A 15,306-nucleotide genomic window follows, 5' to 3' on the forward strand; every position below is an offset into this window, starting at 1 on the left:
CCGTGCGGGGCGCCCGCCGCGTCCGCTCAGGCCATGAAGGCCGGGGCCGCGACGGGCAGGCTGAATCGGAACTGCGCGCCGCCGGCCGGCGCCCGGCCGACCGTGATCGTCCCGCCGTGGGCCTCGACGATGCCCTTGACGATGTAGAGGCCCAGGCCCGTGCCGCCGCGCTTGCTGCCCCGCCAGAAGCGGGTGAACACGCGGCTCATCGATTCCTCCGGGATGCCGGGGCCCTCGTCGCTCACGGTGACGCTCGTCCCCTCCGTGCTGGTCGTATCCGATACCGGTCCGACCTCGATGGTGACGGTTCCCTCGCCGTGGCGCACCGCATTTTCCAGCAGGTTGCCCAGCACCTGGTCGACCTTGTCCGGGTCCGCCCACAGATCGGGCAGCGGTTCCAGCATCCGGATCAGGAAGCGGTCCGGGCGCTGGCCGGCGGTGGTCTGCGCCTGGACGTGCCGGCGGACCGCGGCGCTCATGTCGACCCGCTGCCGACGCACCTCCAGACGGCCGGAGTCGATCCGGGAGATGTCCAGCAGCTCGGCGATCAGCCGGGTGACGCGGTTGGCGTCGGCGTCCACCGTCTCCAGCATCAGCCGCTTCTGGTCGTCGGTGAAACGTTCCCACTTCTGGAGGAGGGTGGCGGTGAAGCCCTTGACGGAGGTCAGCGGCGAGCGCAGCTCATGGGCGACGGTGGCGATCAGCTCGGCGTGGCTGAGCTCCGTGCGGCGCCGGGCCTCGGTGCCGCGCAGCGCGATCACCAGCCGTTGCACGGGACCCGTCGGCCGGCTGCGGACATAGCGGGCGGAGACCAGCACCTCGCGGCCGCCGAGCAGCAGATTGCGCTCGGGCTGGCCGCGGCGGATGGCGAGCCCGCCGTAGGGGTCGGTGAGCCGCCACCAGCGGCGGCCCTCGATGTCCTGGAGCGGCAGGGCGTGTTCGAGGGGGCGGCCGAGCGCGTGCTCGGGGGTGATGTCGGTGATCCTGGCCGCCGCGGCGTTGAAGCAGATCACCCGGCCGGTCTCGTCGGCGACGACCAGACCGTCGGGCAGGTCGTCGGGATCCAGTCCGAGACCGGTCCCCAGGATGTCCGGTGCCGCGGCAGTCGTGGGCGACGGCCCGCGTGCCGGTCCGTCGGACGGGCTGCTGCCAGCGGTGACTGCGGTGCCGGAAGTCCTCACACTCATCCCCGTTACCCCCTTCCGGGCCCCCGAGCACGCAAGCCTACTAGCTCGGATCGGAAGTGCCGCGGAGTTCCCCGGTACGCCCCTCAGGCGGGTGACACCGCGCGGCATCCGCCGGGGCTGCGCTGGGCGCGGGCGGAGGCGTAGAGGCAGACCGCGGCGGCCGTCGCGAGGTTGAGGCTCTCGGCCTTGCCGTGGATGGGGACCCGTACGACCGCGTCCGCCAGCGCCCGGGTCTCCTCCGGCAGACCCCAGGCCTCGTTGCCGAAGACCCAGGCGGTGGGCCCGCACATGGAGCCGGTGTCCAGCTCGGCGTCCAGGTCACGGTCGCCCGCGCCGTCGGCGGCGAGGATCCGTACGCCGGCGGCCTGGAGCCCGCCGACCACCCGCTCGACCGGTACGCCCACCGCGACCGGGAGGTGGAAGAGCGAACCGACCGAGGCCCGTACGGACTTGGGGTTGTAGAGGTCCACGGAGGCGTCGGTCAGCACGACGGCGTCCGCGCCCGCGGCGTCCGCGCAGCGCAGCACCGTGCCGGCGTTGCCGGGGTCACGGACGTTGGCGAGCACCGCGACCAGCTGCGGGCGGGCGGCGAGGATCTCCTCGAACGGCGAGTCGAGGAACTCGCAGACGCCCAGGAGCCCCTGCGGAGTGACGGTCTGGGAGATGTCGGCGATGGTCCGGTCGTCGGCGAAGTGCACCCGCACCCCGGCGGCGCGGGCCGCCTCGACGATCTCGGCGTGCCGCTCGGCGGCCTCGACGGTGGCGAACAGCTCGATGAGCGTGGGAGCGCTGCCCGTGCGGTGCGCGATGGCCTCCCGTACGGCCTGCGGGCCCTCGGCGATGAACCGGCGCTCCTTGCCGCGGAAGGCGCGGCGGGCCAGCCGCCGGGCGGCGGTGACGCGCGGGGAACGCGGGGAGATCAGCTCGGGGGTGCCCATGGGCGGCGGCTCGCTTCTTTGGTTCGGTGCGTGGGGGCCGGTCCGTCCGAAGAGACCTGGCCCGGTCCGGAAAAGCAGCGGACCCGCAGGCCGGGGCCTGCGGGTCCGCATCACAACGTCGTCAGGCTGAGGTTCAGGCAGCCTTCGGGGCGTTGACGTCGCTCGGAAGCGCCTTCTGGGCAACCTCGACGAGCGCGGCGAACGCGTTGGCGTCCGTCACCGCGAGGTCGGCCAGGATCTTGCGGTCCACCTCGATGTTGGCGGCCTTCAGACCCTGGATGAAGCGGTTGTACGTCATGCCGTTGGCGCGGGCAGCGGCGTTGATGCGCTGGATCCACAGCTGACGGAAGTCGCCCTTGCGCTTCTTGCGGTCGTTGTAGTTGTAGACGAGGGAGTGGGTGACCTGCTCCTTCGCCTTGCGGTACAGGCGGGAGCGCTGGCCACGGTAGCCGCTGGCCTGCTCGAGGATCGCCCGGCGCTTCTTGTGGGCGTTGACTGCCCGCTTGACGCGTGCCACTTGTTAACTCCTTGTAGCGGGGCCGTGGTTGTCGTCACACGGCCCGAATCGATTGAGTCCCGGTCCGAGTCGCGCGCCCCCTCCAGTCAGTGGGGCGCGGCGGCTCACTTGCCGAGAAGCTTCTTGATCTTCGCGGCGTCGCCCGGGGCCATCTCGGCGTTGCCGGTGAGGCGACGCGTCACGCGGGACGACTTGTGCTCGAGCAGGTGGCGCTTGCCGGCGCGCTCGCGGAGCACCTTGCCGGAGCCGGTGATCTTGAAGCGCTTGCTGGCACCGCTGTGCGTCTTGTTCTTCGGCATGCGCCGTTCTCTCCTCGTCAGTGGCGCTCCCGCAGGCAGGGATCCGGCAAGCGGGAGCGTCAGATGTATCGGTTAGGTGTCCGCGGCGCGGTGCCCCGGACGGACTCCGGGGCGCACGCCTCGGGGATCACGCCTGGGCGTGCTCCTCGGTGGGCTCCTCGGCGGGCTCGTCGGCGGACTCGTCCGCGGCAACTCCGCCCTGGCGCTCCGCCTTGCGGGCGGCCTGCGCCTCGCGGGCTTCGGCCATCGCCTCGGTCTTCTTCTTGTGCGGACCGAGGACCATGATCATGTTTCGGCCGTCCTGCTTCGGATTCGACTCGATGAAGCCGAGGTCCTCCACGTCGGACGCGAGCCGCTGCAGCAGCCGGAAGCCCAGCTCGGGGCGGGACTGCTCGCGACCACGGAACATGATCGTGATCTTGACCTTGTCACCCTGCTTGAGGAACCGGACGACGTGACCCTTTTTGGTGTCGTAGTCGTGCGGGTCGATCTTCGGCCGGAGCTTCATCTCCTTGATGACCGTGTGCGCCTGGTTCTTGCGCGCCTCACGGGCCTTCATGGCCGACTCGTACTTGAACTTTCCGTAGTCCATGAGCTTGCAGACGGGCGGGCGAGCGTTCGCCGCCACCTCGACCAGGTCGAGGTCGTACTCCTGAGCAAGCTCAAGGGCCTTGGCAAGCGGAACAATCCCGACCTGCTCGCCGCTGGGACCGACAAGTCGCACTTCGGGAACGCGAATCCGGTCGTTGATGCGGGGCTCGGCGCTGATGGATCCTCCTCGGTAGCACCACGCGACGGCCTGGCGGACTGCCGCGTAACGTCTTTTTGGTGTGACCAACCGCGCCGGTACACGAAAAATGCCCCGGACGGGACACAGGCGGGGCTCCACATAGATCTGGAGCACCGCCGCGATGTCTCGCGGGGCGCAGCCGGACCGTTGACCCGCCAACCCTGAGGTCGGCCGGGTGGGAGATCGGAGCCTCCACTTGTGGGCCGGTCACATGCGTGTCCGGCCGGTCGGAGTACCAGAATACACGAGTCAAGGGGTGGCACCCACTCGTGTGCGGACGGGGCCGCGTCCCCGCGTCCAGGATGACACTCCCGGACGCGGGGTCCGGGCCCGGTGCCCATAGGCTGGAGCCGTCCCCTCAGCAGGAAGAAGCCCGAAGACATGAGCGACCAGACACCGCAGCAGCCCGACGCGCCGAACGCGGCGAACCCCGACTTCGACGCCATGACCCGTGACATCGCCGAGGTGCCGGCGGTCGAGGTGATCACCACGGTCGCGGTGCATCTGATGAGTTCGGCGGCGGTCAACCTCGGTCTCGCCGAGGAGGGCGCGGCGCACAAGGACCTCGACGAGGCGCGCAAGCTCATCCAGGCGCTGGCCGGGCTGGTCACCGCCAGCGCCACCGAGATCGGCTCGTACCACGCGGCCCCGCTGAGGGACGGTCTGAAGTCGCTCCAGCTGGCGTTCCGCGAGGCCTCGGTCGTGCCGGACGAGCCGGGTCAGGGCCCCGGGGAGAAGTACACCGGCCCCGTCTACGGCTGAGGCCGGACCGCGGCACTGCCGCCCAAAGACGCAGACGACGAGCCCCGGCCCGGGAACGGCCGGGGCTCGTCGGGTGTGCGGCGCGCCTCGGGTGCGCGTCGGCCGTTTCACTCCGTGGATTCGTGCGGTACCGCATCGTCGGCGACGAGGACCGGCTCGTGCGGCGGGTGGGTGATCGGGTGCACCACCGCGGCGATGGCGGCGCCGATCAGTGGCGCGACGATGAACAGCCACAGCTGGGTGATGGCCGCGCCGCCCGCGAACAGCGCCGGGCCGATGGAGCGTGCCGGGTTCACCGAGGTGCCGTCCAGCGGGATGCCGATGAGGTGGACGGTGGCCAGGGCCAGGCCGATCGCCAGGCCGTTGAAGCCGATCACGGCCACCTTGTGGGTGACCGACAGCCACACGTAGACCAGCAGGAAGGTCATCACCATCTCGGCGACGAAGGCACCGCCGAGGTTGAGGTGCACGGCCGAGCGGTCGCCCCAGCCGTTCGTACCGAAGGACGCATGGGTCTGGAGCCCCGGGATCTGCCGGGCCACCAGGAAGAGCAGGGCGGAGCCGACGATGGCGCCGACCACCTGGGCGATCCAGTACTCGGCGGCCGTCCGCAGCCCGATCCGGCGGGCCAGGAGCATGCCCAGCGTCACGGCGGGGTTGAGGTGGCAGCCCGAGATCGGGCCGAGGGCGTAGGCCAGCGCCACCATGGTGAAGCCGAAGGCCAGGGCGATGCCGAAGGTGCCGATGTACTCGCCCGCCAGCACTGCCGAGCCGACGGCGAAGAACACCAGGAGCAGGGTGCCGAGGAACTCGGATACGACCGCGCGGGTCAGTACCGTCGAGATCTCCTTTTTCTCCATGGGGGGCTCTCCTCGCGTGGATCTTGAGCTCTCCTCGCATTGTGCGGTCCTGGAGACGAACCCGCCCGTCGGCGGCCGGGGGCCCGGCCATCGCGTCCGGGCCCCGGCGCTGGCGCTCAGCGCCGGTAGAGCGCTTCTCCGGCCGTCGTGGCGCCGGGCGGCAGAAGGGCCAGGTCCAGGCCGCGCACGAGCCGGGCGCGCAGGACCTCGTCGGCAGCCAGCGCCCCGGCCAGCCGCTGGGCCACCTCGGTGGCACGGGCGTCGGGGGCGAGGCGGAGGGCGAGGGTGGCGTCGGTCTCGTCGGAGGGCGCGAGACGGGCGACGAGCACCCCGGGCTCGGCGTCGAGCAGGGCGCGCAGGGCGTCGGTGACGGCCGGGTCGGCGAGCGGATCGGCGCTCGTGCGGCCCTCGGCCAGCGCGCGCAGGGCGGGGCCGGTGAGCTGGTAGGTGACCGGACCGGCGAGATCGACGACGACCGTGTCGGCCTTCTCGTGGGACGCGGCGAGCAGGGCCTGCTGGAGCGGGACCGCGACGGGACGGGCGTCGGCGCGCCAGCGCTGGAGGGTCTCCATGGACGTGAAGGCCGGGAGGGCGCGACGGCCGTCCGGGGCCTGGAGGGTGGGTACGGCCATGTCGCTGGTCTTTTCGCGGCGCAGGCCGTCGGGGCCGGTCTCGACCTCGCCGAGGACGGCCACCACGGGCACCAGGACGCGTGCGTCGGCCAGCGCCGACAGGAGCTGGGGCTCGGCGGCCCGGTCGGACCCGTACGCCGCCAGGGCCGCCGCGAGCGCGGGGTCGGCGGAGCCGTCGTCGTCGGAGAAACCGGGGTCCGGGATGTTCTTCTGCACGAGGTGAGCGTATCGGCCGGGGGTGGTGCCTTTGCCGTCCGGGCCGGTGGGGCGCCCGCCCGGTGGGCGTCTGCCGGTCAGGGGCGGGCGGGGCGGCCGCGCCAGAGGACGACGGCGGCCGCGACGAGGCCCAGGCCGGCGGCACCGGCGGCCCAGGGCAGCCAGTTGACGGGGGTGTCGTCGGCGTCGGCGGTGGGGCCGGGGCCGAAGTAGCGGGTGGTGTAGCCGGCGGGGGCCGGCTTCTGCGGGGTGGGCTTGAGGTCTGCCGCGGCATCGAGGGCGGCCGCGGGGTCGATCAGGCCGGCGCCGTAGTCGTCGTCGCGGCCGCCGTCGGGGCTGTCCTGGGCGGTGGAGGTGAGCAGCCGGCGGATCTGGGCCGGGCTCAGGTCGGGGTGTGCGGAGCGGATCAGGGCGATGGCGCCGGAGACGAAGGCCGCGGCGGGGCTGGTGCCCCAGCCCGAGAGATAGCCGTCGTCGGTGTCGGCCATGACGATGTCGAAGCCGGGTGCGCTGACCGTGGCGTACCAGTGGCGGGTGGAAAAGCGGGCGCGGCCGCCCAGATGGGTGACGGCGGTGGCCGCGATGACGCCCGGGTAGGCGGCCGGGTAGGAGACGTGGTTGCCTTTCTGGCCGCCGTTTCCGGCGGAGGCGACGACGGGGATGCCCTTGCCGAGGGCGTACTGGATGGCGGCGTCCTCGCGCGGCTCGGGGTGCGCGGATTCGCTGTCGTCGCCCAGCGACATGTTGATCACGTCGGCGCCGTGGTCGGCGGCCCAGCGGATGCCGTCGGCGAGAGCGCCCGCCTTCTCGGAGCGGGCCCGCTCGCGCTGCGGGTCGCTGTCTTCGAGGATCACCCGGACCGGCAGGATCCTGGCGGCCGGGGCGAGCCCGAGCACTCCGTCCTCGCGGCCGGCGCCATGGCCGTGGCCTGCGATGATGCTGGCCATTCCGGTGCCGTGCCGGGCCCATGCGTCGTCTCCGGACCCGGCACCGAAGCCGACCAGGTCCTGCTCGGGCAGCACCTGGCCGGCGAGGTCGGGGTGGTTGGCGTCCACACCGGTGTCCAGGACGGCGACGGTGATGCCCTCGCCCTTGGTGGTGCGCCAGGCCTGCTGGGCGTGGACGGCCTGGAGGGCCCACTCCTGGGCGCGGAGGGCGTCGGCCCGTGCGGGTACGGCGGGCAGTACGGCGAGTGCCGCGGAGGCCAGTGCGAGGGCGGTGCCGCGCAGCACGGTCTTCGTCATGACGAGGCCTCCCTTGTCTGCGTGGGGCTGCCGGCCGCCTTGCGGAAATCCGCCTCGATACGGTCCGCCAGGTCCTTCGCGTCGTGTCCCAGGCCGGATTCGGCGGGGGCGGTGGTGGCGCCGGGCCGGGTCGCGGCCTCGGCGGGCTGCGGCTCGGTGAACGTGCGGCCGTCGGCGAAGCCGGAGACGGCGAAGACGACGGCCGGGAGGTCGGTGAGCACCCGGACCGTCCAGCTGGCCCGCTGGGCGCGCCCGAAATCCGCCGCCAAGGTGCCCTTGGCGGCGTACGGCAGCGGCATCAGGTCGGTGCGGATGCCCAGGTTCTTGGTGCTGAAGCGGGTGTTGAGGGCCATCATCCCGGCCTGGTCGGCCTTGGTGATCTGCGCCCCGACCGTGATGAAGCCGCTGCGGGTGGCGTCGACGTAGGTGGCGCGCAGCAGCCGGACGCAGCCGGCCGGGGCGAGTGCGGCGGCGAGCTTCGGGTCGAAGGCACCCTTGCAGGCGCTGTCGGGGGCGACCGCGATCCGGGTCCAGGTCCGGTCGGCGCCGCCGGGGCCGACGCCCAGGCCGTTGACGGTGCGCGGGAAGAGCGTGTCGACCGGCGTGTTGCGCCAGACGTCGTGGCCCTTGGCGAACGCGGCCTCGGCGTCGGGTGGGGAGCCGACGGCCTTCTCCGTGAGCCAACCCCCGGCCGCCGCACCGCCGATGAGGCCGATGCCGAGGACCAGGCAGGCCGCGGCGGCGAGCACCCGGGCGCCGGGACGGCGGGAGGGGGCGGCCGGTACGCCGGTGGCCGGACCGACTCCCTGGGGAGGAAGGGGGTTTCGGGGCCAGGGCACCTGTGCCGGGCGCGCGGCCGCGGGGCCCGGCGGCCGCCCGCCGGGCGCGGCCGGTGCGGTGGCGGAGGCGGGCTCACGGGTGCCCTGACCGGCGCCGCGTTCACCGGGGCCGCTCCACAGTTCCTGGCTGTTGGCCAGATGGAAGGCGGCGGTGTCACGGAAGGCGGCGGGGCGGGCGGCGGGCGGCGGCGGGGTGCCGGGCGCGGCCGGCCCGGTGGGGGCCGGGAAGCCGGGCGCGCGGTCCGGGCGGGGCGGCTGCCGGTCACCGGCGGGGGGCTGCTGCACACGGGGCGGGGCGGCGGGACGCGGCGGGACCGGGGGTGCGGTGGGGCCGGACGGGGCGGCCGGTGCGGACGACGGCGGGGGCGGCACCCGGCGCAGCACGGCCGTCTGCGGATCCTCGGCCGGCTCCGGCGCCGCGGCGGGCCGCCGGGGTGGCTGCGGGGGTATGGGTGGGATGTGTCGCGCATCGGCGAATTCAGCGTCGGTGCTCACCCGCGCTCCCCCTTGCGCCGCTGGCCTCCGGACCCGATCCGCAATCGGGGCACGGTGGTTCGTATCCGGACAACACGCCGCTGACCTGCTGGTTGCGGTGTCAAGCCACTGTAAGGGCTGCTGCCGTCGGTGCTCCAACCCATGTCCGCTCTGTCGCAATCTCTCCCCTACCCAGTGGTAGAGAGGTCTGGCAGGCTGCGGCCATGTCCCCGCACACAGTCGATACGTATGGCGACAAAGCCTCCTACGACCGGGCCACCGCACACCTTGACGCGCCGCTGGCCGTCGTCGACGTGCGGGCCTTCGACGCCAACGCCGCCGATCTGGTGCGCCGCGCGAAGGGGAAGCCGGTCCGGGTGGCGAGCAAGTCGGTGCGCTGCCGGGCGCTGTTGGAGCGGGTGCTGGCGCGGGACGGCTTCGCGGGGATCATGAGCTTCACGCTCGCCGAGTCGCTGTGGCTGGCGCGTTCGGGCTTCACGGACATCCTGCTGGCCTACCCCTCGGTGGACCGGGCGGGTTTCGCCGAGCTGACCGCCGATCCGAAGCTCGCGGCCGCGGTGACGGTGATGGCCGACGACCCGGCGCAGCTGGACCTGATCGACGCGGCCCGGCCGGCCGGCGGGGCGGGCGAGGAGGTGCGGGTGTGCCTGGAACTGGACACCTCCTACCGGCTGGTGGGCGGCAAGGTGCGGGTCGGTGCCCGCCGCTCGCCGCTGCGCACGCCCGCCCAACTGGCCGCGCTGGCCCGTTCGGTGGTGCGCCGCCCCGGTTTCCGGCTGGTGGGGCTCATGGCGTACGAGGGGCATGTGGCCGGTGTGGGCGACGAGGTGGCCGGCAAGCCGGTGTTCTCGCGGGCGATCCGGGTGATGCAGGCGGCGGCGCGCAAGGAGCTGGCGCAGCGGCGCTGGGAGGCCGTACGGGCGGTGCGGGCGGTGGCGCCGCGGCTGGAGTTCGTCAACGGCGGCGGGACCGGCAGCGTGCAGCACACCGCGGCGGAGGCGGCGGTCACCGAGATCGCGGCCGGGTCGGGGCTGTACGTGCCGCGGCTCTTCGACAACTTCCGTTCGTTCAGCGGGCGTCCGGCGGCGCTGTTCGCCCAGCCCGTGGTGCGCCGTCCGGGCCCTGGAGTGGTGACGGTGCTGGGCGGCGGCTATCCGGCGTCGGGAGTCGCGGGTCCGGACCGGCTGCCGGTGCCGTATCTGCCGGCCGGGCTGCGCTACGACCCGCAGGAGGGCCCCGGCGAGGTGCAGACACCGCTGCTGGGCCCGGCCGCGGAGGGGCTGCGGATCGGCGACAAGGTGTGGTTCCGGCATGCGAAGGCCGGAGAGCTGTGTGAGCGGTTCACGGAGCTGCAACTGATCGACGGGGACCGGGTGGTGGGGACGGTGCCGACGTACCGGGGCGAGGGCCACGCGTTCCTCTGAGCATGCGTCCGTGCCGTGAACGGTCGGTGCCCGGGGCCTGCCTTCCTGCCGAGGGCCTGTCCTCGCACCCGGCCGGGTGCGAGGACAGGCCCGTACGGCGGGCGGCTCGTCGCCGTCAGCCGTGGATGCGGTCCTGCTGGTCGGGCACGATGCTCCCGTCGGCACGGCGGACCGGGCCGAGGCTGCCGTCGGGGCGGGTGTAGCCCTCGGTGGCGCAGGGGTAGGCGCCGGACTTGCGGGGCAGCGGGTCGATGAACATCGGGTTGACCGCCCAGCGGCCGTCCGCGTTGTCCAGGCCGCGGCACATCAGCTCGTTCTTGTTGCGGTTGACGGCCAGATGCGCGCCGGTGGCGTCGTTCACGAACGTCACATCGGTGTCGGCGTCACCGCCGCCGAGGGCGATGCGGTGGGCCGGGTCCTGCTTGCGCCAGGCCGCTGCGCCCTTGACCTTGAAGATCTCCTGGTTGATCCAGCAGCGCTTGCCGTCGATGTACGGGATCACCTCGCCGTGGCCGTCCTTGACGTCGCCGCAGCCACGGATGCCGGTGGTGAACCGGCCGCCGTCGACCATGCTGCGCACGCCGATGGTGTGCGCGGCGTCCACACCGACACCGGAGGACCAGGCCTCGGCCACGGTCTCGGCGGAGGCGGACACGATGTAGACGTCGAAGCCGGCCCGCTTCAGGGTGCGTATCAGGTCCTTCTGCTGGTCGTAGTAGCGGATGTAGCCGGCGAGCTTGTGGGTGCCGACGGTCTGCTCGGTGCCGACGGGCGCGGCGAGGTTCTCGGCGCGGGCCTTCTTGGCGTACGAGGTGAGCGTCGCGGGCCGCAGACCGGCGAACAGCTGGGGCACCCAGGCGTATTCGGGCACCGTACGGCGGTGGTTCCAGTCGCCGGCGAAGGCCTCTGCCCCGCTCATGGTCCTGGCCTCACCGCGGATCTCCATGATCTCGTCGGCGCAGGCGGTCTTCTCGGCGGTGGGCAGCGGGCGGCCGGCCGGGACGTCGGTGCCGCAGGCCTCGGTCAGCGCGCGGTCGGCGGCCTCGGTCAGCCAGGGGCTGGTGTCCCGCCAGTCGGCGGGCCGCAGGATCTTGTCGTGCCGGAGCGCCCAGGCGAGCGTGGCGTCGGAGATGTCGTTCTTGACGACGGTGTTGTCCCAGTCGAAGGCGGCGACGGGGCGCGGGCCGTGGTGCCCCGAGCAGCTGCCGCGCTCGTCGATCATCTTCTGCAGCTTGGCGCGGTTGTGGCCGTACCACTTGATGCTCGTGGAGAGCTGGGGACAGGCGGCGCGCGCCGGGGCCTTTGCGGGGGCGGCGGTGGCGGGCGCGGTGGCCGTGAGCGCCGAGAGGGTGGCGGCCCCTGCCAGTCCCAGGGCGAGGGCGTACCTCTTGGAGCCTGTAGTACCCAATGTGTCCTCCGTGGTGAGGGGCGGGGAGCACGCCGGGACCGGCACACGGTGGTGCCGGTCCCGGTGTGGATGTCGGACTTTACCTTCGGGTCCCGCCGGTTCCGGGGCGGCGGGACGGACGCGTCAGACGGGGGTGACGTAGGCGCCCGCGATACCGCCGTCGACCAGGAACTCGGCGGCGTTGACGAACGAGGAGTCGTCGCTGGCGAGGAAGGCGACGGCGGAGGCGATCTCCTCGGGCTCGGCGAACCGGCCGACGGGGACGTGCACCAGGCGGCGCGCGGCGCGCTCCGGGTCCTTGGCGAACAGCTCCTGGAGAAGCGGGGTGTTGACCGGCCCGGGGCACAGGGCGTTGACCCGGATGCCCTCGCGGGCGAACTGGACGCCCAGTTCGCGGGACATGGACAGCACGCCGCCCTTGGAGGCGGTGTAGCTGATCTGGGAGGTGGCGGCACCCATCACGGCCACGAAGGACGCGGTGTTGATGATGGAGCCGCGGCCCTGGTCGCGCATGTAGGGCAGCGCGTGCTTGCAGCAGAGGTAGACCGAGGTGAGGTTGACCTCCTGGACGCGCTTCCAGGCGTCCAGTCCGGTGGTGAGGATCGAGTCGTCGTCGTCCGGGGAGATCCCGGCGTTGTTGAAGGCGATGTCGACCGAGCCGTAGGTGTCGAAGGCGGTCTTGTAGAGCGCCTCGACCTGGTCGGAGTCGGTCACATCGACCTGGACGAAGAGGCCGCCGACCTCGGCGGCCGCGGCCTTGCCCGCCGTCTCGTCGATGTCGGCGCAGACGACGTTGGCGCCCTCGGAGGCCAGTCGGCGGGCGGTGGCCAGCCCGATGCCGCTGCCGGCACCGGTGATCACGGCGGTACGGCCGACGAGGCGGCGGCACACTGCGGTCTGGTCGGTCACTGGGTCTCCTCTGTGCTGATGAAGATGTTCTTGGTCTCGGTGAAGGCGGTCAGTGCGTCGGGGCCCAGTTCACGGCCGAGGCCGGACTGCTTGAAGCCGCCGAAGGGGGTCCAATAGCGCACTGCGCTGTGGGAGTTGACGGAGAGGTTGCCGGCCGCGACGCCGCGCGAGACCCGCAGGGCACGGCCGACGTCACGGGTCCACAGCGACCCGGCCAGGCCGTAGTCGCCGGCGTTGGCGAGCCGGACGGCGTGGGCCTCGTCCTCGAAGGGCAGGACGACGGCGACCGGGCCGAAGATCTCCTCGACGGCCGTACGGTCGTCGGGGCGGCCCTCCAGGACGGTGGCCGGGTACCAGAAGCCCTTGCCGGCGGGGGCCTCGCCGCGGATGGCGGCCGGGGCGTCCTCGCGGACGTAGGACCGTACCCGCTCGCGCTGGGCGGCGGAGATCAGCGGGCCCATCTGGGTGGGGGGGTCGGCCGGGTCGCCGACGGTGAACGCCTTGACGGCGGGCTCCAGCAGCTCCATGAAGCGGTCGTAGACGGAGCGCTGGACGAGGATGCGGCTGCGGGCGCAGCAGTCCTGGCCGGTGTTGTCGAGGAAGGAGCCGGGGGCGGCGGCCGCGGCGGCTTCGAGGTCGGCGTCGGCGAAGACGATATTGGGGCTCTTGCCGCCGAGTTCGAGGGTGAGCCGCTTGGTCTGCGCCGCGCAGCGGGCGGCGATCTGCCGGCCGGTGGCGGTGGAGCCGGTGAAGACGACCTTGGCGACGCCGGGGTGGTCGACCAGCGCGGTGCCGGTGACCGGTCCCTCGCCGGGCAGGACCTGGAAGAGGCCCTCGGGGAGCCCGGCCTCCAGCGCCAGCTCGGCGAGCTTGAGCGCGGTGAGCGGGGTGGTCTCGGCGGGCTTGAGGAGCACGGCGTTGCCGGCCGCGAGCGCGGGGGCGGTGCCCCAGGCGGCGATCGGCATCGGGAAGTTCCAGGGGGCGATGACGGCGACGACGCCGAGCGGCTCCTGGACGGTGATGTTCAGGCCGCCGGAGACGGGGATCTGGGTGCCGTTCAGGCGCTCCACTCCCCCGGCCGCGTAGTGCAGCAGATCGCGGACGTTGCCCGCTTCCCACCGGGCGTTGCCCAGAGGGTGGCCGGCTTCCTTCAGTTCGAGTTCGGCGAGCGGTGCGATGTGGGCGTCGACGACCTCGGCGAACCGGCGCAGGATGCGGGCCCGGTCGCCGGGTGCCACGGCCGCCCAGGCCTCCTGGGCGGCGGCGGCCCGCCGGACCGCGGCATCGACCTCTTGGGGGGAGGTGGTGGGGACGGTCGCCACCACCTCCTCGGTCGCCGGGTTGAGGATGTGCAGCTCGTGCAGACCAGTGGACACGGTCAGGTTCCTTACATGCGCTCGAAGGAGCGGAAGCGCTCCCAGTCCGTGACGGCGGCGTCGTAGGCGTCCTGCTCGACGCGCGCCATGTGCCGGTAGTGGTCGACGACCTCGTCGCCGAACGCATCCCGGGCGATCGGGCTCTTCTCCCACAGCTCGGCGGCCTCGCGCAGCGTCGTGGGGACGTGAGCGGCGTCGCCGGTGTAGGCGTTGCCCGTGGTCGCCTCGGGGAGTTCCAGCTCGTGCTCGATTCCGTACAGGCCCGCCGCGACCATGCCGGCGACCGCGAGGTAGGGGTTCACATCGCCGCCGGGCAGGCGGTTCTCCAGGCGGTGGGCGCGGCCGTGGCCGACCACCCGCAGGGCGCAGGTGCGGTTGTCGGGGCCCCAGGCGACGGCGGTGGGCGCGAAGGAGCCGGGGCGGAAGCGCTTGTAGGAGTTGATGTTGGGCGCGTAGAGGAGCGTGAAGTCACGCATCGCGGCGACCTGGCCCGCCAGGAAGTGCTGCATGGTCTTCGACATGCCGTACGGGCCGCTGTCGTCGGCCAGCACCGGCCGGCCCTCCGCGTCCTGGAGCGAGAGGTGGATATGACAGGAGTTGCCCTCGCGCTCGTCGTACTTCGCCATGAAGGTGAGCGACATGCCCTCCTGGGCGGCGATCTCCTTGGCACCCGTCTTGTAGATGGAGTGCTGGTCGCAGGTGGTGAGCGCCTCGTCGTAGACGAACACGATCTCGTGCTGGCCGAGGTTGCACTCGCCCTTGGCGGACTCGACGGTCATGCCGGCCGCGCCCATCTCGTTGCGGATCCGGCGCAGCACGGGTTCGACCCGGCCGGTGCCGAGGACCGAGTAGTCGGCGTTGTACTGGTTGGCGGGGTTCATCTGGCGGTAGCCGCGCGACCAGGCGTCTTCGTAGGTGTCCTTGAAGAGCATGAACTCCAGCTCGGTGCCGGCGTGGGCGCTCCAGCCGCGCTCGGCGAGCCGGTCGAGCTGGCGGCGCAGGATCTGCCGCGGGGAGGCGACGACCGGTGAGCCGTCGTGCCAGGCGAGGTCGGCGGTGATCAGCGCGGTGCCGGGGTTCCAGGGGGTGCGGCGCAGGGTGCCGGGGTCGCCGTGCATGGCGAAGTCGCCGTAGCCGCGTTCCCAGGAGGACATCGCGTAGCCCTCGACGGTGTTGAGGTCGACATCGACGGCGAGGAGGTAGTTGCAGCCCTCCGTACCGTGTTCGAGGACGGTGTCGAGGAAGTATCGGGCCGCGAACCGCTTGCCCTGGAGCCTGCCTTGCATATCGGTGAAGGCGAGGACGACAGTGTCGATCTCCCCGGCGTCGACGAGGACCCTGAGCTCCTCGACGGAGAGTGGGGGCGTGCGGTCTGCCACGGTGTTGCCTCCTGTCACTGCATCCGGAGGT

At 72.6% G+C, this 15,306-nt stretch carries 15 protein-coding genes; 2 read left to right on the forward strand and 13 right to left on the reverse strand.

All coding sequences use genetic code 11. From position 1 onward, the window contains the following. Positions 1–26 precede the first annotated feature (26 nt). The 5 genes from K7C20_RS06830 to infC form a co-directional block, all read right to left on the reverse strand. Positions 27–1,187 carry a sensor histidine kinase gene (locus tag K7C20_RS06830; RefSeq protein WP_053208469.1) on the reverse strand — a complete coding sequence of 387 codons (1,161 nt, stop codon included), beginning with the start codon at positions 1,185–1,187 and terminating at the stop codon, positions 27–29. A gap of 83 nt (positions 1,188–1,270) precedes the next feature. Continuing rightward, positions 1,271–2,125, reverse strand: coding sequence for a TrmH family RNA methyltransferase (locus K7C20_RS06835; RefSeq protein ID WP_030083144.1), 855 nt, complete (start codon positions 2,123–2,125; stop codon positions 1,271–1,273). 133 nt (positions 2,126–2,258) lie between these two features. Further along, positions 2,259–2,642 carry a 50S ribosomal protein L20 gene (gene rplT, locus K7C20_RS06840; protein ID WP_006607577.1) on the reverse strand — a complete coding sequence of 128 codons (384 nt, stop codon included), beginning with the start codon at positions 2,640–2,642 and terminating at the stop codon, positions 2,259–2,261. Positions 2,643–2,746: 104 nt separating this feature from the next. Next, positions 2,747–2,941 (reverse strand): 50S ribosomal protein L35, encoded by a 195-nt coding sequence (gene rpmI, locus K7C20_RS06845; RefSeq protein ID WP_006607578.1) that lies wholly within the window; start codon positions 2,939–2,941, stop codon positions 2,747–2,749. A gap of 127 nt (positions 2,942–3,068) precedes the next feature. Further along, positions 3,069–3,779: a translation initiation factor IF-3 gene (gene infC, locus K7C20_RS06850; protein ID WP_078952806.1), complete on the reverse strand. Its 711-nt coding sequence runs from the start codon at positions 3,777–3,779 to the stop codon at positions 3,069–3,071. A 333-nt stretch (positions 3,780–4,112) separates the two neighbouring features. Between infC and K7C20_RS06855 the strand changes: the two genes are divergently transcribed. After that, on the forward strand, positions 4,113–4,493 hold the full coding sequence (locus K7C20_RS06855) for a DUF1844 domain-containing protein (RefSeq protein WP_030083147.1): 381 nt from the start codon (positions 4,113–4,115) through the stop codon (positions 4,491–4,493). Positions 4,494–4,600: 107 nt separating this feature from the next. On the opposite strand, the gene K7C20_RS06860 is transcribed toward K7C20_RS06855, so the two are convergent. The 4 genes from K7C20_RS06860 to K7C20_RS38095 all read right to left on the reverse strand — a co-directional run bounded on the left by K7C20_RS06860 (position 4,601) and on the right by K7C20_RS38095 (position 8,779). After that, positions 4,601–5,353: an MIP family channel protein gene (locus K7C20_RS06860; RefSeq protein WP_030083148.1), complete on the reverse strand. Its 753-nt coding sequence runs from the start codon at positions 5,351–5,353 to the stop codon at positions 4,601–4,603. 116 nt (positions 5,354–5,469) lie between these two features. Further along, complete coding sequence (locus K7C20_RS06865; protein WP_030083150.1) at positions 5,470–6,201, reverse strand: SseB family protein; 732 nt, start codon at positions 6,199–6,201, stop codon at positions 5,470–5,472. A 77-nt stretch (positions 6,202–6,278) separates the two neighbouring features. Further along, positions 6,279–7,445 (reverse strand): type VII secretion-associated serine protease mycosin, encoded by a 1,167-nt coding sequence (mycP, locus tag K7C20_RS06870; protein ID WP_053208470.1) that lies wholly within the window; start codon positions 7,443–7,445, stop codon positions 6,279–6,281. After that, positions 7,442–8,779, reverse strand: coding sequence for a hypothetical protein (locus K7C20_RS38095; protein WP_246655292.1), 1,338 nt, complete (start codon positions 8,777–8,779; stop codon positions 7,442–7,444). Before K7C20_RS38095 ends, mycP begins: the two co-directional genes overlap by 4 nt. A gap of 203 nt (positions 8,780–8,982) precedes the next feature. Here K7C20_RS38095 and K7C20_RS06880 point away from each other — a divergent pair, with 203 nt between their 5' ends. After that, positions 8,983–10,203 (forward strand): amino acid deaminase/aldolase, encoded by a 1,221-nt coding sequence (locus K7C20_RS06880; RefSeq protein WP_053210165.1) that lies wholly within the window; start codon positions 8,983–8,985, stop codon positions 10,201–10,203. Positions 10,204–10,318: 115 nt separating this feature from the next. On the opposite strand, the gene K7C20_RS06885 is transcribed toward K7C20_RS06880, so the two are convergent. The 4 genes from K7C20_RS06885 to K7C20_RS06900 form a co-directional block, all read right to left on the reverse strand. Then, the gene (locus K7C20_RS06885; protein ID WP_409351303.1) at positions 10,319–11,611 is read right to left on the reverse strand and encodes an HAD family hydrolase; all 1,293 of its coding nucleotides are present in this window, start codon (positions 11,609–11,611) and stop codon (positions 10,319–10,321) included. 123 nt (positions 11,612–11,734) lie between these two features. After that, on the reverse strand, positions 11,735–12,520 hold the full coding sequence (locus K7C20_RS06890; protein WP_030088529.1) for a 3-oxoacyl-ACP reductase: 786 nt from the start codon (positions 12,518–12,520) through the stop codon (positions 11,735–11,737). Then, positions 12,517–13,896: an aldehyde dehydrogenase family protein gene (locus K7C20_RS06895; RefSeq protein ID WP_048830314.1), complete on the reverse strand. Its 1,380-nt coding sequence runs from the start codon at positions 13,894–13,896 to the stop codon at positions 12,517–12,519. Before K7C20_RS06895 ends, K7C20_RS06890 begins: the two co-directional genes overlap by 4 nt. An 11-nt stretch (positions 13,897–13,907) precedes the next feature. Next, positions 13,908–15,275, reverse strand: a complete 1,368-nt coding sequence (locus K7C20_RS06900; RefSeq protein ID WP_030088533.1) for a glutamine synthetase family protein — start codon at positions 15,273–15,275, stop codon at positions 13,908–13,910. Between the last annotated feature and the right edge of the window lie 31 nt (positions 15,276–15,306).

Origin of the sequence: Streptomyces decoyicus (genome assembly GCF_019880305.1) — a bacterium.
GTDB classification, from domain to species: Bacteria; Actinomycetota; Actinomycetes; order Streptomycetales; family Streptomycetaceae; genus Streptomyces; species Streptomyces decoyicus.

What these genes read in the sequence shown, in the direction of transcription:
- rpmI (WP_006607578.1), bottom strand. Translation starts at nt 2,941, where the DNA reads ATGCCGAAGAACAAGACGCACAGCGGTGCCAGCAAGCGCTTCAAGATC.
- K7C20_RS06830 (WP_053208469.1), bottom strand. Translation starts at nt 1,187, where the DNA reads ATGAGTGTGAGGACTTCCGGCACCGCAGTCACCGCTGGCAGCAGCCCG.
- K7C20_RS06835 (WP_030083144.1), bottom strand. Translation starts at nt 2,125, where the DNA reads ATGGGCACCCCCGAGCTGATCTCCCCGCGTTCCCCGCGCGTCACCGCC.
- K7C20_RS06860 (WP_030083148.1), bottom strand. Translation starts at nt 5,353, where the DNA reads ATGGAGAAAAAGGAGATCTCGACGGTACTGACCCGCGCGGTCGTATCC.
- K7C20_RS06855 (WP_030083147.1), top strand. Translation starts at nt 4,113, where the DNA reads ATGAGCGACCAGACACCGCAGCAGCCCGACGCGCCGAACGCGGCGAAC.
- K7C20_RS06880 (WP_053210165.1), top strand. Translation starts at nt 8,983, where the DNA reads ATGTCCCCGCACACAGTCGATACGTATGGCGACAAAGCCTCCTACGAC.
- mycP (WP_053208470.1), bottom strand. Translation starts at nt 7,445, where the DNA reads ATGACGAAGACCGTGCTGCGCGGCACCGCCCTCGCACTGGCCTCCGCG.